The 15,777-nt window shown below is 65.2% G+C and carries 29 protein-coding genes; 23 read left to right on the forward strand and 6 right to left on the reverse strand.

Annotation, left to right across the window (positions count from 1 at the left end; translation table 11 throughout):
• Positions 1 to 4: 4 nt before the first annotated feature.
• Genes AC1RQP_RS29540 through AC1RQP_RS29600 form a run of 13 tightly spaced genes read left to right on the forward strand, consistent with a single transcriptional unit; the run spans position 5 to position 5,711 of the window.
• Positions 5 to 313 carry a HesB/IscA family protein gene (locus AC1RQP_RS29540; protein WP_061026928.1) on the forward strand — a complete coding sequence of 103 codons (309 nt, stop codon included), beginning with the start codon at positions 5 to 7 and terminating at the stop codon, positions 311 to 313.
• Positions 314 to 323: 10 nt separating this feature from the next.
• Positions 324 to 857 carry a hypothetical protein gene (locus AC1RQP_RS29545; protein ID WP_492940190.1) on the forward strand — a complete coding sequence of 178 codons (534 nt, stop codon included), beginning with the start codon at positions 324 to 326 and terminating at the stop codon, positions 855 to 857.
• Positions 850 to 1,623, forward strand: a complete 774-nt coding sequence (locus AC1RQP_RS29550; protein ID WP_492940192.1) for a 4Fe4S-binding leucine-rich repeat protein — start codon at positions 850 to 852, stop codon at positions 1,621 to 1,623. Before AC1RQP_RS29545 ends, AC1RQP_RS29550 begins: the two co-directional genes overlap by 8 nt.
• Complete coding sequence (locus tag AC1RQP_RS29555; protein ID WP_131870840.1) at positions 1,620 to 1,937, forward strand: nitrogen fixation protein NifZ; 318 nt, start codon at positions 1,620 to 1,622, stop codon at positions 1,935 to 1,937. Before AC1RQP_RS29550 ends, AC1RQP_RS29555 begins: the two co-directional genes overlap by 4 nt.
• Positions 1,937 to 2,176 (forward strand): nitrogen fixation protein NifZ, encoded by a 240-nt coding sequence (locus AC1RQP_RS29560; protein ID WP_061026964.1) that lies wholly within the window; start codon positions 1,937 to 1,939, stop codon positions 2,174 to 2,176. The genes AC1RQP_RS29555 and AC1RQP_RS29560 overlap by 1 nt, the downstream gene beginning before the upstream one ends.
• Before the next feature lie 10 nt (positions 2,177 to 2,186).
• Positions 2,187 to 2,546 (forward strand): DUF3024 domain-containing protein, encoded by a 360-nt coding sequence (locus tag AC1RQP_RS29565; protein WP_492940194.1) that lies wholly within the window; start codon positions 2,187 to 2,189, stop codon positions 2,544 to 2,546.
• A gap of 14 nt (positions 2,547 to 2,560) precedes the next feature.
• Complete coding sequence (locus AC1RQP_RS29570; protein WP_131870842.1) at positions 2,561 to 2,830, forward strand: DUF6129 family protein; 270 nt, start codon at positions 2,561 to 2,563, stop codon at positions 2,828 to 2,830.
• A complete protein-coding gene (locus tag AC1RQP_RS29575) occupies positions 2,827 to 4,035 on the forward strand; it encodes a DegT/DnrJ/EryC1/StrS family aminotransferase (RefSeq protein ID WP_492940196.1) in 1,209 nt (402 codons plus the stop codon). The genes AC1RQP_RS29570 and AC1RQP_RS29575 overlap by 4 nt, the downstream gene beginning before the upstream one ends.
• A 33-nt stretch (positions 4,036 to 4,068) precedes the next feature.
• Positions 4,069 to 4,377, forward strand: coding sequence for a 2Fe-2S iron-sulfur cluster-binding protein (locus AC1RQP_RS29580; protein WP_492940198.1), 309 nt, complete (start codon positions 4,069 to 4,071; stop codon positions 4,375 to 4,377).
• A gap of 16 nt (positions 4,378 to 4,393) precedes the next feature.
• A complete protein-coding gene (locus AC1RQP_RS29585; protein ID WP_061026935.1) occupies positions 4,394 to 4,615 on the forward strand; it encodes a hypothetical protein in 222 nt (73 codons plus the stop codon).
• 18 nt (positions 4,616 to 4,633) lie between these two features.
• Positions 4,634 to 5,083 (forward strand): Rieske (2Fe-2S) protein, encoded by a 450-nt coding sequence (locus AC1RQP_RS29590; protein WP_492940200.1) that lies wholly within the window; start codon positions 4,634 to 4,636, stop codon positions 5,081 to 5,083.
• 11 nt (positions 5,084 to 5,094) lie between these two features.
• Positions 5,095 to 5,262: a hypothetical protein gene (locus tag AC1RQP_RS29595; RefSeq protein WP_197433667.1), complete on the forward strand. Its 168-nt coding sequence runs from the start codon at positions 5,095 to 5,097 to the stop codon at positions 5,260 to 5,262.
• A gap of 20 nt (positions 5,263 to 5,282) precedes the next feature.
• Entirely contained in the window at positions 5,283 to 5,711 is a 429-nt protein-coding gene (locus AC1RQP_RS29600; RefSeq protein ID WP_492940202.1) for a group II truncated hemoglobin, read from the forward strand.
• Positions 5,712 to 5,723: 12 nt separating this feature from the next.
• On the opposite strand, the gene AC1RQP_RS29605 is transcribed toward AC1RQP_RS29600, so the two are convergent.
• Genes AC1RQP_RS29605 through AC1RQP_RS29620 form a run of 4 tightly spaced genes read right to left on the reverse strand, consistent with a single transcriptional unit; the run spans position 5,724 to position 7,600 of the window.
• Complete coding sequence (locus AC1RQP_RS29605; protein ID WP_061026966.1) at positions 5,724 to 5,969, reverse strand: hypothetical protein; 246 nt, start codon at positions 5,967 to 5,969, stop codon at positions 5,724 to 5,726.
• A 14-nt stretch (positions 5,970 to 5,983) separates the two neighbouring features.
• Positions 5,984 to 6,751, reverse strand: a complete 768-nt coding sequence (locus AC1RQP_RS29610) for a dienelactone hydrolase family protein (RefSeq protein WP_492940204.1) — start codon at positions 6,749 to 6,751, stop codon at positions 5,984 to 5,986.
• Between the two features lie 32 nt (positions 6,752 to 6,783).
• Positions 6,784 to 7,113: an iron-sulfur cluster assembly protein gene (locus tag AC1RQP_RS29615; protein ID WP_492940206.1), complete on the reverse strand. Its 330-nt coding sequence runs from the start codon at positions 7,111 to 7,113 to the stop codon at positions 6,784 to 6,786.
• A gap of 7 nt (positions 7,114 to 7,120) precedes the next feature.
• Entirely contained in the window at positions 7,121 to 7,600 is a 480-nt protein-coding gene (locus AC1RQP_RS29620; RefSeq protein WP_131871022.1) for a hypothetical protein, read from the reverse strand.
• 356 nt (positions 7,601 to 7,956) lie between these two features.
• Between AC1RQP_RS29620 and AC1RQP_RS29625 the strand changes: the two genes are divergently transcribed.
• From AC1RQP_RS29625 to AC1RQP_RS29635, 3 genes are read left to right on the forward strand one after another with little or no spacing between them, the layout of a single operon-like run.
• On the forward strand, positions 7,957 to 8,190 hold the full coding sequence (locus tag AC1RQP_RS29625; protein ID WP_061026939.1) for a BolA family protein: 234 nt from the start codon (positions 7,957 to 7,959) through the stop codon (positions 8,188 to 8,190).
• An 18-nt stretch (positions 8,191 to 8,208) separates the two neighbouring features.
• A complete protein-coding gene (gene grxD / locus AC1RQP_RS29630) occupies positions 8,209 to 8,544 on the forward strand; it encodes a Grx4 family monothiol glutaredoxin (protein ID WP_492940208.1) in 336 nt (111 codons plus the stop codon).
• On the forward strand, positions 8,541 to 8,894 hold the full coding sequence (locus AC1RQP_RS29635) for a (2Fe-2S) ferredoxin domain-containing protein (RefSeq protein WP_492940210.1): 354 nt from the start codon (positions 8,541 to 8,543) through the stop codon (positions 8,892 to 8,894). The genes grxD and AC1RQP_RS29635 overlap by 4 nt, the downstream gene beginning before the upstream one ends.
• Before the next feature lie 3 nt (positions 8,895 to 8,897).
• On the opposite strand, the gene AC1RQP_RS29640 is transcribed toward AC1RQP_RS29635, so the two are convergent.
• Positions 8,898 to 9,308, reverse strand: a complete 411-nt coding sequence (locus tag AC1RQP_RS29640; RefSeq protein WP_239625752.1) for an ArsC/Spx/MgsR family protein — start codon at positions 9,306 to 9,308, stop codon at positions 8,898 to 8,900.
• A gap of 10 nt (positions 9,309 to 9,318) precedes the next feature.
• The gene (locus AC1RQP_RS29645) at positions 9,319 to 9,753 is read right to left on the reverse strand and encodes a response regulator (protein ID WP_492940213.1); all 435 of its coding nucleotides are present in this window, start codon (positions 9,751 to 9,753) and stop codon (positions 9,319 to 9,321) included.
• A gap of 392 nt (positions 9,754 to 10,145) precedes the next feature.
• On the opposite strand from AC1RQP_RS29645, the gene nifH reads away from it, so the two are divergent.
• The 7 genes from nifH to AC1RQP_RS29680 all read left to right on the forward strand — a co-directional run bounded on the left by nifH (position 10,146) and on the right by AC1RQP_RS29680 (position 15,767).
• On the forward strand, positions 10,146 to 11,036 hold the full coding sequence (gene nifH, locus AC1RQP_RS29650; protein ID WP_092186110.1) for a nitrogenase iron protein: 891 nt from the start codon (positions 10,146 to 10,148) through the stop codon (positions 11,034 to 11,036).
• A 65-nt stretch (positions 11,037 to 11,101) separates the two neighbouring features.
• Complete coding sequence (locus tag AC1RQP_RS29655; protein WP_492940215.1) at positions 11,102 to 11,815, forward strand: nitrogen fixation protein NifQ; 714 nt, start codon at positions 11,102 to 11,104, stop codon at positions 11,813 to 11,815.
• A 7-nt stretch (positions 11,816 to 11,822) separates the two neighbouring features.
• A complete protein-coding gene (gene irr, locus AC1RQP_RS29660) occupies positions 11,823 to 12,308 on the forward strand; it encodes a Fur family transcriptional regulator Irr (RefSeq protein ID WP_492940217.1) in 486 nt (161 codons plus the stop codon).
• A gap of 141 nt (positions 12,309 to 12,449) precedes the next feature.
• The gene (gene nifV, locus AC1RQP_RS29665; RefSeq protein WP_492940219.1) at positions 12,450 to 13,631 is read left to right on the forward strand and encodes a homocitrate synthase; all 1,182 of its coding nucleotides are present in this window, start codon (positions 12,450 to 12,452) and stop codon (positions 13,629 to 13,631) included.
• A gap of 7 nt (positions 13,632 to 13,638) precedes the next feature.
• Positions 13,639 to 14,406, forward strand: coding sequence for a serine O-acetyltransferase (cysE, locus tag AC1RQP_RS29670; RefSeq protein ID WP_492940221.1), 768 nt, complete (start codon positions 13,639 to 13,641; stop codon positions 14,404 to 14,406).
• Positions 14,399 to 14,728 (forward strand): nitrogenase stabilizing/protective protein NifW, encoded by a 330-nt coding sequence (gene nifW / locus AC1RQP_RS29675; protein WP_492940223.1) that lies wholly within the window; start codon positions 14,399 to 14,401, stop codon positions 14,726 to 14,728. The genes cysE and nifW overlap by 8 nt, the downstream gene beginning before the upstream one ends.
• Before the next feature lie 196 nt (positions 14,729 to 14,924).
• Complete coding sequence (locus tag AC1RQP_RS29680; protein WP_492940225.1) at positions 14,925 to 15,767, forward strand: electron transfer flavoprotein subunit beta/FixA family protein; 843 nt, start codon at positions 14,925 to 14,927, stop codon at positions 15,765 to 15,767.
• Positions 15,768 to 15,777 lie beyond the last annotated feature (10 nt).

The raw sequence follows: 15,777 nt of genomic DNA on the forward strand, positions 1-15,777 counted from the left end.
GGAGATGAATTTCACGATCACACCGGCGGCGCAGAAATTCATGCGCATGATGCTCCGCGTCGACGGCGGCGCGGGCAGCGGCTTCCGTCTTGCGGTCAGCCCCGGCGGCTGCTCCGGCCTTGCCGCCGACATCAGCGTGCGTACTGAACCGCAGGCCGGCGACGCAGTGGTCGAGCGTGACGGCGTCAAGCTGTTCCTCCCCGCCGAAAGCCGCCTGCTGCTCGACGGCGTCACCATCGATTTCGCGGATACGGCGACGCAGACCGGGCTCGTGTTCCACGATCCGAAGCAGGTTTCCTGCGGACATCACTGAACAGGCGACAATGATGCCCGACACGTTTGTCAGCCCGCAGGTCGAGATCAACGAGGCGCTCGTTACCGGCGCCTTGCTCGGGCGTGGGCTGCCGAGCGAGGCGGAACATCATTTGTGGGAAGCTGGCCTTTCCTATCACCTGGACGACATCGCGGAACGTCATCTGCGTGAAGCCGAGGCGCTCGCGCCCGACCATGCCGCTGTGCTGATCGGCCTCTATCGATTCTATTTCTACAAGGGCCGTCTCGCCGAGGCGCTCGCTGTCGCCCGTCGCTGCCTGCTCAAGGCGGCGCAGGAGAACAATCTTCCCGCCGATTGGCGCTCCGTGCGGGCTGGCGATGCCGAGTTCGGCCGCTACGAGAACATTCTGCCGCGCTTCTTTCTGTTCTCGCTGAAGGGCTACGCCTATCTGCAGATGCGCCTCGGCGAGACCGACGAGGGACGGCTCGCGGTCCAGAAGCTGCTGGAGCTCGATCCCACCGACAAGATCGGCGCCAGGGTGCTGCTGGGCGTGCTCGAGCGGATGGGGCACGACGATGAGTGACGACATCGACGAGGCCCTCGACTGGCAGGGCCAGCAGATCGATTGCACGGCCTGCGCCCATCTGGCGCTCAACCATGCCGGCGGCTGTCGGATCAAGCATGCCTGTGTCAACGATCGCTACGCGCGCCGCATCGATCGCTTCTTCAACTGGAATACGGGCCTCGCCGACGCCTATCTCGGCCATCCGCATTTCGAGGTTCGCGCGATCGCCGCAAAGTCTGCGAATCTGTTCCTGCTTCCGCCGTTGCTCGGCGACGTCGACGAGACGGTACGCTGGAACGCCGTTCGCCGCCTGCCCAGGCGCTATGCGCTGCAATTGCGCAAGGACCCGCACCGCGAGGTCCGGATGCGGGTCGCAACGCTGATCGACGGCGATGATCTGCTGCCGATGGCCTCCGACGATGACTATTACGTCCGTCTCGTCGTTGCGCGCAGGCTCGCGCCGCTGCTGCTCGGCCGGATGATCGGCGACGAGGAGGCGGAGGTTCGCCGCGTCGTGGCCCGGCGCATTCCGGACGAATGGCTGCTCGGCATGATCAACGACCGCGACGCCGCCGTGCGGCTCGACGTCGCGCAGCGCCTGTCGCCGGAGCCGCTGGCACTGATGCGCCGCGATCCGGATTGGCGCATCCGCTACGAGGTTGCGAGCCGTGCTGCGGCCGGCGAGATCATGGGGCTCGTCGAGGACCAGGACGGCCTGGTGCGCGAAATCGCGCGGTCGCGGGTCGCGGTACGGCTGGAACGAGGAACGGGAGCCTCCCTATGAGCAATATCGTCCGCGACAGCGACGTGGTCGAGCTGACGGCGCCTCCTTTCTTCAGCTTCGGCGAGAAGGTGCGCGCCAAGCGCACCATCCGCAACGACGGCACCTATGCCGGCAAGGAGATCGGCGACATCCTCGCGAAGAAGGGCGAGATCGGCTACGTGGTCTCGATCGGCACCTTCCTTCAGCAGTTCTACATCTATGGCGTCGAATTCCTCGAAAGCGGCAACCGCGTCGGGATGAAGCGCAAGGAGCTCGACCCCGTCACCCCGCGCGACGCGGTCGAGGACATTCCACTGCCGGAGACCGTGTCATGATGATCGAACCCAGATTGCCGAAGTATCAATGGGGCCAGCGCGTGAAGGCGGCGGTGGACCTGCACAATGACGGCTCGTTTCCGGATGCGCCGGCCGAAGGTCTCCTCGTCCGCGTCGGCGGTACCGGGGAAATCGTCCAGGTCGGCAGGCATACCGATGCCAACCTGCCGATCTACCTCGTCGAGTTCGGCGAGCGGCTGGTGGTCGGCTGCCTCGAGGAAGAAATCAGTCCGCTCTAGGGATGTCACGATGAACGCCGCGGTGCTCAGACAGCCGGACATGCACTTGCCCCCGCATCCCAACGAGCTCGATCGCAGGCGGATCGAGCGTGCACTCGGATCGCGCAAGCGCTATCGCTATGTCTCGCCGGTGGTGAAGGGCGTGACCGGCGGGTATCTCGTGGAGAGTCCGTGCTGCTCGCGGAACATCGATGCCGCGGGCGGGGTCATCGACGTCGCGCTCCTGCATTACGATGCGGCGGGCGCGAGCTGGAAGCTGTTCCGGAAGGATCACGAGACCGGATCCTGGAAGCTGCACGGCGTGCATCAGCGGCTCTTGTCGGCGACGGAGGTCCTGAATGCCGATCCCGAGCGCGTGTTCTGGCAATAGCGGGAGTTGGAAAGATGTCGCTGGCAGCAATCGAACTGGCTGAAATCGAGCAGGTGCTGGCATCCTCGGATGCGGCGCCACAGGCTTATGTCGAGTTGCGGCAAAGATTCCCCCATCTTGCCTGTATCCGTTGCGACGCCTCCGACGTGACGGAGACGCCATACCGCAGCTTTGGGGCGTTCGACCTGCATCTGCTCGACAGCGCCGATCATTGCGCCGCGATCACCGACGATCCGGCACGCGCGACCGGCATCGTGCTGGCGAAGCGGGCAGTCGTGTCATGACGGAGCCTGCTCTCGCCTATGACGGCGTTGCGGAGACGGACGAGCTCGCGGTCGAAGCTGGCCATGACTTCATTCCGCTCTCCGACCCCGACGTTACGCTGGCGGAGATCGCGGCGGTGGACGCCGTCCTGCGCTCGCCGCGGCTGTCCAGCGGTCCGCTCGCGGAAGAGTTCGAGGCCGCATTTGCGAGCTATGTCGGTCGTGCCTATGCGATCGCGGTGCCGAGCGGCACCATTGGCCTCATGCTTGCGCTGAAGGCTTACGGCATCGGCGCAGGCGATGAGGTCATCGCCTCGTCCTATTCCTTCCGCGAGACCGCGCATGCGATCAGCCTCGCCGGCGCACGGCCCGTGTTCGCCGACATCGACTATTGGTCGGGGACGCTGGCGCCGCAGAAGGTGGAAGAGCGCATCGCGCCCGCGACAAGGGCCATTCTCGCAGCCAACACCAACGGCCATCCGGCGCCGTGGTCGGAGCTCCGCGACATTGCGGGCCGGCGCGGCATTCTCCTGCTGGAGGATTCCACCGAGGCGATCGGCTCGCGCTACAACGGCAGGTTGGTCGGCAGCTTCGGCGACGTCGCCGTGTTCGATTTCGCACAGCCCTCGCTGCTGACCTGCGGCGAGGGCGGCATGATCGTCACCGACGACATCGATCTTGCCGTGACGTTGCGACGTCACCGCTCACATCGGCTGAACGAGCGATCCTCCGTTGTCGTGAGCTCGACGGCGGCCCATCAGGCCGGGATCAGCGATCTCGCGGCAGCGCTTGGGCTGGCCCAGCTCAGGCGCATCGACGAGATCATCGAGCGTCGCCGGCTGGTCGAGCAGCTCTATGCGACGCATGTCCAATCATTCGAAGGCATCAAGCCGCCCTATGTCGGTCCCGATGTGACCGAGGTGAACTGGTTCCTCTATCTCGTGCATCTCGGCACCCGTTTCACCCGCTCCAGCCGGGATGCCATTGCCGAGGATCTCCGGGTCGAGCAGGTCGAGGCTGCCGCCTACAGCCATCCGCTGCATTTGCAGCGGCACTATTTCGATCTCGGCTACCGGCGCGGCGACCTGCTGGTGACCGAGAAGATCGCGGATCGCGCTCTCGCGCTGCCGTTCCATACCCATCTGACGGATAGCCAGATCGAATTCATCGTCGAGACCATGAAGGACGCCTCGATCAATGTGGGCGCAGGCGCGGCGATCTACTGAAGAGCCGATCACCAACGAAAGAGGATGACGACCATGACCACACTGACCGTTCTACCCGCAGGCAAGACCATCGAGGTTTCCGAGGGAACGACTCTTCTGGCTGCGCTGCTCGGCGCCGAAATCGCGATCCCTCACAAATGCGAGGGGCAGGCGAAATGTGGTTCCTGCCACATCGTCGTGCAGGAGGGGCGCAAGGGGCTGTCGAAGATCGCGCGGCTCGAAAACGAGAAGCTCGACGCCATTGTCGGCGTCGGGTCGAAGTCGCGCCTCGCCTGTCAGGCCACCGTGCTCGGCACGGAGGACGTCAAGATCGAGCTGCTCGGCTTCTCGTCGGGCATCTGAGCGCGGGAGCAGGATGATGGATACGCAGAAGCTCATTCTTCACACGCGCTTTGCGCCGAACGGCACCGTGGTCGAGATCAGCGAGCGGCCCGAGGGCCTCACGCCGCAGGCCTGGTTCAACTTTCTCAGCGACAAGGCCGGCGACGTCTATCAGACGCTTGCCGGCGGCCGGGGTGTGTTCCGGCTGACACGGGAAGAGCTGACGGCGCTGAGGCAGGCGGCCACGCCGGCGGCCTGACCAGCTGGAGGAGTGACGATGGGAGCGAGAGAGATCGACGTCTTCGTCATCTGCGCCAGCGACGAGATCGAACGCGGCGGCGCGAGGGCGTTCAGCCTGTCGCGTTTCGACGCGTCCGGCGAAAGCCGACCGTTCCCGATCGTCGTGATCCGGACCCACGGCAACGACTATGTCGGGTACGTCAATGCCTGTCCGCATGACGGTGTCTGGCTCAACATCGGCAGTGGCGACTTCTTCACGCAGGACCGCGCGTTCCTGAAATGCGGTCGCCACGGCGCCACGTTCGAGATCGACAGTGGGCTCTGCATCGACGGCCCCTGCAACGGCAAGAGCCTCCAGCCCATCGCGCTTGCCGTGGTCGACGGCGAGGTCTGCTTGTGCGGCGAGCGGCTGGTCGAGGACGACCGTCCGTTCGGCGCCTTCGACGACCATGACGAGACCATGGACATCATGATCCATCCGGATTAGGAGGGCAGGGCGTGACCGTCGCGCAATTGCTCGATCGCCTCAAGGATCTCCCGGGGGACGCCGTGGTGCTGATGGACAGCGGCGACGGACTGTCGCGCGTCTCCACGCTGGAATTTGTCGCCGATCAAGGCCCCGGCGCGCCGGCGGAGGTTATCCTGTCGCCGAGCATGGACGAGTAGGTACAACAGAAGGCATCGGCATGAGCGATACGGTGGTCACGGTTTCAATGTTCGAACGGATCGGCGGCCCGGTCGTCATCGACCGCCTGGTGGAAAGCTTCTATCGCCGGATGGACGAGGCTCCCGAAGCCGCCGGCATCCGCGCCATGCATGCGGACGACCTGACGTCGACCAAGCAGGTGCTGAAGCGATACCTCACCGAATGGACCGGCGGGCCAAAGCTCTATTCGCCGGAGAAGGGCCACCCGCGGCTGCGTCAGCGTCACATGGGTTTCCCGATCGGTAGCGCCGAGCGCGACGCCTGGCTGCTGTGCATGCGCGGCGCGCTGGGGGAGACGGTCGCCGACGAAGCGGCGCGGGCAGAGCTCGATGCCGCGCTCACCAAGCTCGCCGACTGGATGCGCAACCAGGCCGGCAATCCGCATGATGCGCGCGGCGGGCACGGCTGAGGGGACGCAGCGTCAGTCCGACAGCGGCAGTCCAAAGAACTCCTCCTCGGCGCCGCCCCACGCCTTGTGCAGGGCAAGGCCGCTCTGCCACTTGCCGATCTCGATATCATTTGCCAGGCGGTGTGTGATCTTGCCCTCCGGTTTCTCGGCCAGCAGGAAGGTCTTGCCGTTGCGGATGAAACGATTGAGGTCCTTGGTATCGGTCGGCCGCACGACGCAGCGCGGCGCATCGTCAATGAGAATCGTCGTCGGCATCATCGCGCTGGACTCCTTCAATCCATCGGCGGTCCGAGATCGTCGTTTTCCTTCTTCTTTTTCTTCTTCTCGGTCTTGGCCTGGGCGTAGGCGCCGGCATTCTTCAACAGGATCGGCTTCTGTCCCTCGACATATTGCGAGATCCAGAACATGGTCCGTTCCAGCGCCTTCGCCGCCGCGTCCTCGCGAAAACTGCCGCGCTCCTCGCAGCCGAAGCCCTGGGCTGCCTCCGGATAGGTGAAGGTGCTGACGTCGGGGCGCCAGGCGCGGAATTGGGTGATGGCCTCCAGCGGCAGCTCAGGATCGCTTTCGCAGAAGTGCAGGAGGGTCGGCACCCTGCGCTTTTCGCGATGGTCGGCGACCGTGTTGCTGCCATCATAGCCGATCACGCAGGCGATACCGTTGACCTTGTTCGCCGCGGAATAGGCGAGGTCGCCGCCCCAGCAATAGCCAACGAGCGCAACCTTGCCGGTGTCCTTCACAGCGTCGACCGTCGCCTGGATATCCGAGATCGCCTGCTCCTTGGCGATCTGCGCGCTGATCGCGGCTCCCTCGGCCTTGCCGTCCTGGTCGTGACCGAGGCTGACGCCCGGCTTCACCCGGTCGAACAGGGACGGCGCGATCGCTACGTAGCCCTTGGCGGCGAATGCATCGGCAATCTTCTGGATCTCGGGCGTGACACCGAAGACGTCCTGAAGGACGACCACGGCGCCCTTGGGCGCTTCGGCGGGATCGGCACGGTAGGCGGAGAAGCTCGCTCCGTCGCTGGCGGTCAGTTCGATCATTGTATCCTCCTGATGGGTCTCTGGTTGTTCCGCTAGAGCAGGCCGAGCTCGAGCTTGACGTCGTCGGTCATCCGCGATGAGTCCCAGGGTGGGTCGAACACCAGCTGCACCGCGACTTTCTCGACGCCGCCGACCTCGATGACGGCCTTCTCCACCCACGACAGCATTTCGCCCGCGACCGGACAGCCCGGCGCGGTCAGCGTCATGTCGATCTCGACCACGCCGTCGTGCTTCGGCTCGATCCGGTAGATCAGGCCGAGGTCATAGATGTTCACGGGGATTTCGGGATCGTGAACCGTCCGCAGCGCGGCGACGATGCCCGCGATCAGCGTCTCGTTGTCGGCAAGCTCTGTGGTCGTCATCGCCACCTCACTGGAGTCCCTCGGCGAGTGCCGCAACGACCGACCAGCCGACCGTTCCCGTCGGGTCGAGCCGGCGCAGCGCAGCCAGCAGTTCGTGGGCCTGCTGTCGTTCGTCCTTGCGAAGATGGATGAAGGCGAGCGCCTTCAACGTGTAGAGCGCGAAGCGGCCGGCGCCGTCCGGCAGCTCGGCCTGCGGCTGCCAGCGACGCCAATCGGGACTCCAGCCGGCTTGGTGAGCGGCCTCCCGCAGCCCGCGCTCGGCGATGCTCTGGGCCTCGTCGAGCCGCCCACGATAGGTGTGGGTTTTGTAGAGGCAAAAATAGACTGCGAGCTCGGTCGGGGCCGCATCCAGGGCCTTGCGGAAGATCCGGTCGGCCTCGACAGGGTCGTGCCGGTAGCTCACCACGCCCTGCTGGAGAAGCGAGTCGATCTCGGGCGCGAGCTCGCCGAAATTGATGCCGTCGGAGTCGACGAGCACGTTCGCCATCATTGGGATTGGCCGCCGATCGCCCAATCTGCTGGAGCCCAATCTGCTGGAGTCTGTGCGAGACAATTCGAGTTCCTCTTCTGGCGTATCGGAATACGGATGCAACCTTGCAAAGCAAAAGCCGGGCCGAATGAGAAACGCCGCGAAAGCGCGTCCGTTTGGAGGCGCTGCGAGCCATCGTCGCAGCGTCCGGAGCGAGGCCGTCGGCGTTCGTCACGTCATCGACATGCACGCAGGCGGCGTTGTCGCAAGTCGGACATCGCGGCGGCGCCGGGCATGCAAGTCCCTCTGAACACACATGTTCCGAAACTGGTTTGGCGCTTGCATGGACCAGACCCGGAGCAGGAGTGTGCAACATGGCGATGGCAGGACCGGAGATCGAGCAATTGATCAGGGAGGCGTTTCCGGACGCTCATGTGATCGTGACCGATCTCGCCGGCGACGGCGATCACTACGGCGCGCGCGTCGTCTCGCAGGCGTTTGCCGGCAAGAGTCGGATCCAGCAGCACCAGATGGTCTACGCCGCCTTGAAGGGACAGATGGGCGAGGCGCTGCATGCGCTCGCGCTCGAAACGGCGGTGCCGACGTGAATATGGAAGGATAGAAGCATGAGCGAACCGACCGAACAACGCATCCAGGACATCATTGCGGGCAGCGACGTCGTGCTGTTCATGAAGGGTGTTCCAGCTGCGCCGCAATGCGGCTTCTCAGGTGCCGTCGTGCAGATCCTGAACGGCCTCGGCGTGCCCTTCACCGGCGTCAACGTGCTCGCCGATCCCGACATCCGCGAGGGCATCAAATCGTTCTCGAACTGGCCGACCATTCCCCAGCTCTACGTCAAGGGCGAGTTTCTCGGCGGCTGCGACATCGTGCGCGAGATGTTCAAGCTGGGTGAGCTGGCCGCAGTGCTGAACGACAAGGGCGTTGCGGTGGCGGCGTCATGAGCGACGGAATGACCGAGGAGTTCGAGCTGCCGCAGCTCTATCGTCATCACGTCTTCGCCTGCCACACCCAGCGGCCTCCCGGCCATCCGCGCGGAAGCTGCGGAGCGTCCGGCGGCGGGCCGCTGTGGGAGCGGCTCGGCAAGGCCATTGAAGCGAAGGGGTTGACTGACGTCGGCTTCACCGCATCGGGCTGTCTCGGCTTCTGCGCCGCCGGTCCACTGATGGTCGTGTACCCCGGCGGCGTCTGGTATCGGCCGACAACGCCGGAGGACATCGACGAGATTGTCGAGCAGCACCTCGCGCAGGGCCGGCGCGTCGATCGCCTGGTGATGGTGCTGGCGCGGAGCTGAGCCTCACGGCTCCGCGCAATGCGGCATTGCCTCCGGCCGTGTGCAGCCCTCGAGGCCGCTTCGCTCGCCGCCGAGCAGGGATGGGACCGGTTCGCGATCGAAGCCGGCGCATCTGGCGCCGCCAACGTCGATCAGCGGACGCCGGATCAGCAGGGGATCGTCCAGCATCAAGGCGATTGCATCTGCTGCGTCGATCTCTGCCGGCTTCAATTCACCGGATTTGATCCGCGGCGCCGCCGGGTTGAACCAGGACGTGACGGGCGTCGCACCGAAGAAGGCGAGCAGACGCTCTGCCGTCCACGGCTCGGTGAGCAGGCTCTTCGCGATCACCTGATGACCCGCCGCCTCCAGCGCGCGGATCTGCCGAGCGTTGGTCCCGCAACCGGGCTTCTGATAGAACAGGATGGTCGCCACGCGGACGTTCCTATTTCATCATGCTGAGCTGGACCAGGGGCGCAGCACCGCCACGCCCGAGGATGGTGTCTACCTTCTTGCGGACGCCTTCCAAGGTCAGCGGTTTCACCACGGCGCCATGGGCACCGGCCTTCATCGCCTCGACCGCGGTGGTCTCGTCGGATTTGTCGGTGACGATGAGAATGCGCACGCCCGGGAACTTCGCGCCGAGCTCGCCGATCAGAGCAGGGCCGCGAGCCTTCAGGAAGGAGACGCCGAGCAGCACGACGTCGGGCTTCAGCCAGTCCACGCCCTTCTCATAGGCCTCCTCCGGAGTGGCGAGCTCATGCGTCTCGATCTCGTCGTGCAGCATGAACTGGAGCGCCGCGCGGGTGATCTCGTCCTCGTCGACCACGAACACGCGCCGCTGGTCGACTGCCTTGGCCGTCTCGACACCGATCTGCATCCGTCATTCTCCTCGAATTGTTTCGCCTCGTGGATTAGCAATTTCCGTTCCGCGTGCAGGCCGCGGAAATCGCGGTGCGTTTGCACCGCAATCGCCGCGAGTCTTGTCCGGTTTCTGACAGAGGCCCTACCTCTGTAGGGTTCGACACAGCTTCTGTCGGCTGCCTGGGTCGAAATATTTCGCGAGCGCGATCAGCGTCTTAGTGAGCGCGCCGCGAATGGCACGCCAGTTGCTATTTGGATGCAGCAACAACGAGTGAGGGCTGAGAACACGCCGACGCCGCTGGCGAGCGATGTTCTCCTTCCCGAACCCCGCGGGCCCACGCTTCTGAGAGAGAAGCAATCTCGCGCGAGTAGCGCGGAGTCATTGGCAATCGGTTGATGGAGAGCAACATGTCTTCACTGAGACAAATCGCGTTTTACGGCAAGGGTGGTATCGGCAAATCGACGACGTCGCAGAACACGCTCGCGGCGCTTGCCGAGATGGGTCACAGGATCCTGATCGTCGGCTGCGATCCCAAGGCGGACTCGACCCGCCTGATCCTGCACGCCAAGGCGCAGGACACCATTCTGAGCCTCGCGGCCAACGCCGGCAGTGTCGAGGACCTCGAGATCGAGGACGTCATGAAGGTCGGCTACAGGGACATTCGCTGCGTCGAGTCCGGCGGGCCGGAGCCGGGCGTCGGCTGCGCCGGCCGCGGCGTCATCACCTCGATCAACTTCCTGGAAGAGAACGGCGCCTATGAGGACATCGACTACGTGTCCTACGACGTGCTCGGCGACGTCGTCTGCGGCGGCTTCGCGATGCCGATCCGCGAGAACAAGGCGCAGGAGATCTACATCGTGATGTCCGGCGAGATGATGGCGATGTACGCCGCCAACAACATCTCCAAGGGCATTCTGAAATACGCCAATTCCGGCGGCGTTCGTCTCGGCGGCCTGGTCTGCAATGAACGGCAGACCGACAAGGAGCTGGAGCTGGCGGAAGCCATGGCCAAGAAGCTCGGCACCCAGCTGATCTACTTCGTGCCGCGCGACAACATCGTCCAGCACGCGGAACTGCGCCGCATGACGGTGCTGGAATATGCGCCGGAATCTCAGCAGGCCGAGCACTATCGCAAGCTTGCGCACAAGATCCACAACAACGCGGGCAAGGGTATCATCCCGACCCCGATCACGATGGACGAGCTCGAGGACATGCTGATGGAGCACGGCATCATGAAGCCGGTCGACGAGACCGTCGTCGGCAAGACCGCTGCCGAGCTCGCGGCAATGTCGGCCTGACCATCGTGCCGGCCTTCCTGAACGGGGAGGCCGGCACGTTTCGGCATCACCGGCGGAGCCCCTCCATGATTGAAGCGCAAGTGATGATCGCAACGACATCGCCGGCGGGCCCCATCGCCGATGGCACGCATGCCGGAATAGAAGTCTATCGCGTCTTGACCGGCAGCGATCCGGCCGAAGCCGACATTGGTGACGACGACGATTTCGATCGACACGTGCTCGCTTCGGTGCTGGCGGCAGCTGTCATGGACGGCGGTCCGATCGCGGAGCGGGTCGGCCTGCCCGAACGGGACCTCGATGCGCTCCTGGCGCAATGTTTCCCATCCGTGCCGGCCCGGGCGTTTGCCTGGACAGGCGAGGGTGACGCGAGCGTCGACGACGAGACGGCCATGGTGCGCGATCTCCTGCTCACTCAGCGTTCGACCGACGGCGATGTCGGTCGCTGGCTCGCGGCGATGGTGGCGCGGCGTGCGATGGAGCCGAACCACCTCTGGGAAGATCTCGGGCTGCGCGAACGCCCCGAGCTGTCGCGCCTCCTGACGCGTCATTTCGCACCGCTGGCGACCCGCAACACCAGGAATATGCGCTGGAAGCGCTTCTTCTATCGCATGCTCTGCGAGGACGACGGCTTCGTGATGTGCACGACGCCGGTCTGCACGCAGTGCAACGATTTCGACCTCTGTTTTGGCGAGGAGAACGGCGAGAGCCGCATGGCCGAGCGCCGGCGGGACTATTTGCGGGGCGACAGCGATCGGGTCGATGCCGCCCGAACGGCGTGAGGTGATCATGGACGCGTATTCCGAAGGGTCTTTTATCGACGTGGCGGACGAAGGGCCATCTGCGTGCCACGTGCTCCGGGACGGTGGATGCTCCACGTTCCAGCGGTTGCGCGACGCTGGCCTGCGGCCGACACGCCAGCGCCTGTTATTGGCAGATTTGTTGTTCGGCCAGGGACACCGTCATGTCACAGCGGAAATGCTCTTTGCCGAGTCGGCGGAGACCAATATCCAGCTGTCGCTGGCGACCGTCTACAACACGCTGAACCAGTTCACCCAGGCCGGGCTGTTGCGCCGGATCGGGCCGGATGGCTCGCGGTCGTTCTTCGACACCAACACGTCGGTGCATCCGCATTTCTACCTTCACGGCGAGGATGTCCTGATCGACGTGCCGGAGACGCTCGTCCTTGCGCAGATGCCCGAGCCCTTGCCGGGCCACGAGATCTCGCGGCTCGACATCATCATCCACGTCCGCCGCAAGTCCGCCGACACCTGACAGGCCTGTCTGAGCCTGTCGCATTTGCGACAAAGCGGGCGGTGCCGAGAAGTCAAGTAATCTCAATTGCTTGGCGATTATTCCGACAATGGCACGCAGGTTGCTGAACTCCTGATCGGAATGAATGACTGGAGTGCGCGGATGGTGTTTTCCAACACGACGAAACGACTGGATGGCGGTCAGCTCCCACTCGTCGTCCTCAACGACACCACGCTGCGGGACGGCGAACAGGCGCCGGGCGTCGCGTTCACCACTGCGGAAAAAGTCTCGATTGCGCGCGCACTGGCCTCGGCCGGCGTCACCGAGATCGAAGCCGGCACGCCCGCCATGGGCCATGACGAGGTGAGCGCGATCCGGGCGATCGTCGAGGCCGACCTGCCTGCGACCGCGATCGGCTGGTGCCGGATGCGGACGTCTGACGTCGATGCCGCGATCGAGGCCGGCGTCTCCATGGTGAATGTGTCGATCCCTGCCTCCGACGTGCAGATCGCCGCCAAGCTCGGCGGCGGACGGCCGGCGGCGCTGGAGCAGGTGAGGCGGGTGGTCGGCTATGCCCGCGACAGGGACCTCGACGTCGCGGTCGGCGGCGAGGATTCCTCGCGTGCCGATGTCGATTTCCTGGTCGAGCTGATCGCCACCGCAAAGGCCGCGGGCGCGCGGCGCTTCCGCATAGCGGATACCTTGAGCGTGCTCGATCCTGACGCGGCCTTTGCGTTGCTGGCAGCGCTTCGGTCGACCACCGATCTCGAGCTCGAATTCCACGGTCACGACGACCTGGGCCTGGCGACCGCCAACACGCTTGCCGCAATCAAGGCCGGCGCGACCCATGCCTCCGTCACGGTAATCGGTCTCGGCGAACGGGCGGGCAACGCGCCGCTGGAGGAGGTCGCCGTCGCGCTCAGGCAGCTCTATGGCCGCGAGACCGGCGTGGTGCTGTCCGAGCTGGAGCATGTTGCAGCCGTAGTCGCGGCCGCGGCCGCGCGCGCCATCCCTCTGAACAAGGCGATCGTCGGCGAGCACGTCTTCACCCACGAGTCCGGCATTCACGTCGACGGCCTGTTGAAGGATCAGCGTACCTATCAGGCGCTGGATCCACGGCTGCTCGGCCGCTCCAACCGCATCGTGATCGGCAAGCATTCAGGGCTCGCGGCGATCACCGCGCTGCTGGCCGAACTCCAGCTGTCCGTCAGCCCGGAGGAAGCAAAGTCCGTTCTCGCCCGCGTCCGCCAGCATGCCGTCGAGCACAAGGGCGCCGTTGCGCGCGAGACGGTGATGGCGATCTGGCGCGAGGTGCGCGAGCGCTCGCTCCTGAATTGCGCGTGAGGGTGCCATGGCCTGTGCCGTCGATATTCCGCTCGCCGAACCGTCCGCTCCCGGACCGGTCAAGCTCTCCCTGCTGAAGTTGATCCGCGAGGACGTCGGCTGCGTGCGCCAGCGCGATCCCGCCGCGCGCAGCCAGATCGAGACGCTCCTGACCTACCCCGGCGTCCATGCCGTCATCTGGTATCGGATCGCGAACCGGCTGTGGACCGGCGGCTGGCGCTTTCCGGCGCGGCTGTTGTCCTGGTTCGGGCGCTTCGCCAGCAATGTCGACATCCATCCTGGCGCGCGCATCGGCCGGCGTTTCTTCATCGATCACGGCGCCTGCGTCGTCATCGGCGAGACCGCCGAGATCGGCGACGACGTCACGCTCTATCATGGCGTCACCCTCGGCGGCACGTCGTGGTTTCCCGGCAAGCGCCATCCGACGCTGGAAGATCGGGTCGTGGTCGGAGCCGGCGCCAAGATCCTCGGGCCGATCACGGTCGGCGCCGGCTCGCGCGTCGGAGCCAATTCGGTGGTGATCGACAGCACGCCACCCGACGTCACCGTGGTCGGCATTCCCGCGCGCGTCGTGCGTCCGCAACTTGGTCATCGCCGCGTCGTCGGGCGGATCGATCTCGACCATCATTTGATGCCGGATCCCGTCGGCGACGCCATCGCCGTGTTGCTCGACCGCGTCGAGTTCCTGGAGGCGCGGCTGGGCCACATGCAGAGGCGCGCCCGGGATGCCGGCGCACCCGCGCCACAGAGCCTGATGGAGACCGACAATGGCTGATGGAATCCTCGCGCGACTCAACGAGGCCTCGGCGGCCGAGGAGTTCTTCACGCTGCTTGGCGTCGACTACGATCCGAAAGTCGTCAACGTGGCGCGGCTGCACATCCTCAGGCGCATGGGCCAGTATCTTGCCGGGGAGGATTTTTCCGGCGTGGCGGACGAGACCGTGGCGGAACGGTGCAAGATGGTGCTGGAGCGGGCCTATGCGGACTTCGTCGCATCCTCGCCGATCGACCAGCGCGTGTTCAAGGTCCTGAAGGATGCCGTCGCGCCGCAACCGAAGCAGGCGCCGACATTGGTGCAGATCGGCTCGCTGAAGTGAGCCCGTGCTCTGTCGCATTTGCGACGCGTGTCGCAGCAGCGTTGTCGGCCCTACAGCCCGAAGCGGATGCAACCGATACCGTCACTCTTCTAAGTCGCTGTGTCCGCATCTGAATTTCGTCGTTCGCGCAGTTGGTACGACACTTGCTGTTCCTGCTCTGAACGAGGTTGTCCGAAGACGAGTCCTGGAGAAGCGCATGCACATCGTCGTCTGCATCAAGCAGGTCCCCGACTCCGCACAGATTCGCGTGCATCCCGTGACCAACACCATCATGCGTCAGGGCGTGCCGACCATCATCAACCCCTACGACCTCTTCGCGCTGGAAGCGGCACTCGAGCTGCGCGATCAGTTCGGCGGCGAGGTCACGGTGCTGACCATGGGTCCGCCGTCGGCCGAGGATTCCCTGCGCAAGGCGCTGACCTTCGGCGCCGATCGCGCGGTGCTGCTGACCGACCGCTTCTTTGCCGGTGCAGATACACTGGCCACCACCTATGCGCTCGCAACCGCGATCCGCAAGATCTCGACCGAGTTCGGCGCGCCCGATCTCGTCTTCACCGGCAAGCAGACCATCGACGGCGATACCGCGCAGGTCGGCCCCGGCATCGCCAAGCGGCTTGGCCTGTTGCAGCTCACCTATGTCGCGAGGATCAGCGCGCTGGACCTGCAGGCCCGCACCATCGACGCGGAACGGCGCTCCGAGGGCGGCGTGCAGCTCCTGCGCACCAGGCTGCCGTGCCTCGTCACCATGCTGGAGGCGACCAATCAGATCCGGCGCGGTGCGATGGCCGACGCCTTGCGTGCGGCGCGCGCGCCGATCGTGAAATGGAGCGCGCAGGAGGCCGGTGTCGAGGACATCTCGAAATGCGGACTGCGCGGCTCGCCCACCATCGTCAAGCGGGTGTTTGCGCCCGCGGCGCGCAGCGAGAAGGCGGCGCTGATCGAGGCCGGCGAGCAGCAGGCGGAGGCGCTGATCGACGCCATCTTCAAGCGCCAGCCGACGCTGGAGACCGAGCTCGCCGCGCTGGCGCGCGGCTATTGAGGCGAGGGGA

Source organism: Bradyrhizobium sp. GW821-FHT13H06 (assembly GCF_058803975.1).

Coding starts and splice junctions, on each gene's coding strand:
- AC1RQP_RS29540 (WP_061026928.1), top strand. CDS start 5: ATGAATTTCACGATCACACCGGCGGCGCAGAAATTCATGCGCATGATG.
- AC1RQP_RS29545 (WP_492940190.1), top strand. CDS start 324: ATGATGCCCGACACGTTTGTCAGCCCGCAGGTCGAGATCAACGAGGCG.
- AC1RQP_RS29550 (WP_492940192.1), top strand. CDS start 850: ATGAGTGACGACATCGACGAGGCCCTCGACTGGCAGGGCCAGCAGATC.
- AC1RQP_RS29555 (WP_131870840.1), top strand. CDS start 1,620: ATGAGCAATATCGTCCGCGACAGCGACGTGGTCGAGCTGACGGCGCCT.
- AC1RQP_RS29560 (WP_061026964.1), top strand. CDS start 1,937: ATGATCGAACCCAGATTGCCGAAGTATCAATGGGGCCAGCGCGTGAAG.
- AC1RQP_RS29565 (WP_492940194.1), top strand. CDS start 2,187: ATGAACGCCGCGGTGCTCAGACAGCCGGACATGCACTTGCCCCCGCAT.
- AC1RQP_RS29570 (WP_131870842.1), top strand. CDS start 2,561: ATGTCGCTGGCAGCAATCGAACTGGCTGAAATCGAGCAGGTGCTGGCA.
- AC1RQP_RS29575 (WP_492940196.1), top strand. CDS start 2,827: ATGACGGAGCCTGCTCTCGCCTATGACGGCGTTGCGGAGACGGACGAG.
- AC1RQP_RS29580 (WP_492940198.1), top strand. CDS start 4,069: ATGACCACACTGACCGTTCTACCCGCAGGCAAGACCATCGAGGTTTCC.
- AC1RQP_RS29585 (WP_061026935.1), top strand. CDS start 4,394: ATGGATACGCAGAAGCTCATTCTTCACACGCGCTTTGCGCCGAACGGC.
- AC1RQP_RS29590 (WP_492940200.1), top strand. CDS start 4,634: ATGGGAGCGAGAGAGATCGACGTCTTCGTCATCTGCGCCAGCGACGAG.
- AC1RQP_RS29600 (WP_492940202.1), top strand. CDS start 5,283: ATGAGCGATACGGTGGTCACGGTTTCAATGTTCGAACGGATCGGCGGC.
- AC1RQP_RS29605 (WP_061026966.1), bottom strand. CDS start 5,969: ATGATGCCGACGACGATTCTCATTGACGATGCGCCGCGCTGCGTCGTG.
- AC1RQP_RS29610 (WP_492940204.1), bottom strand. CDS start 6,751: ATGATCGAACTGACCGCCAGCGACGGAGCGAGCTTCTCCGCCTACCGT.
- AC1RQP_RS29615 (WP_492940206.1), bottom strand. CDS start 7,113: ATGACGACCACAGAGCTTGCCGACAACGAGACGCTGATCGCGGGCATC.
- AC1RQP_RS29620 (WP_131871022.1), bottom strand. CDS start 7,600: ATGGCGAACGTGCTCGTCGACTCCGACGGCATCAATTTCGGCGAGCTC.
- AC1RQP_RS29625 (WP_061026939.1), top strand. CDS start 7,957: ATGGCGATGGCAGGACCGGAGATCGAGCAATTGATCAGGGAGGCGTTT.
- grxD (WP_492940208.1), top strand. CDS start 8,209: ATGAGCGAACCGACCGAACAACGCATCCAGGACATCATTGCGGGCAGC.
- AC1RQP_RS29635 (WP_492940210.1), top strand. CDS start 8,541: ATGAGCGACGGAATGACCGAGGAGTTCGAGCTGCCGCAGCTCTATCGT.
- AC1RQP_RS29645 (WP_492940213.1), bottom strand. CDS start 9,753: ATGCAGATCGGTGTCGAGACGGCCAAGGCAGTCGACCAGCGGCGCGTG.
- nifH (WP_092186110.1), top strand. CDS start 10,146: ATGTCTTCACTGAGACAAATCGCGTTTTACGGCAAGGGTGGTATCGGC.
- AC1RQP_RS29655 (WP_492940215.1), top strand. CDS start 11,102: ATGATTGAAGCGCAAGTGATGATCGCAACGACATCGCCGGCGGGCCCC.
- irr (WP_492940217.1), top strand. CDS start 11,823: ATGGACGCGTATTCCGAAGGGTCTTTTATCGACGTGGCGGACGAAGGG.
- nifV (WP_492940219.1), top strand. CDS start 12,450: ATGGTGTTTTCCAACACGACGAAACGACTGGATGGCGGTCAGCTCCCA.
- cysE (WP_492940221.1), top strand. CDS start 13,639: ATGGCCTGTGCCGTCGATATTCCGCTCGCCGAACCGTCCGCTCCCGGA.
- nifW (WP_492940223.1), top strand. CDS start 14,399: ATGGCTGATGGAATCCTCGCGCGACTCAACGAGGCCTCGGCGGCCGAG.
- AC1RQP_RS29680 (WP_492940225.1), top strand. CDS start 14,925: ATGCACATCGTCGTCTGCATCAAGCAGGTCCCCGACTCCGCACAGATT.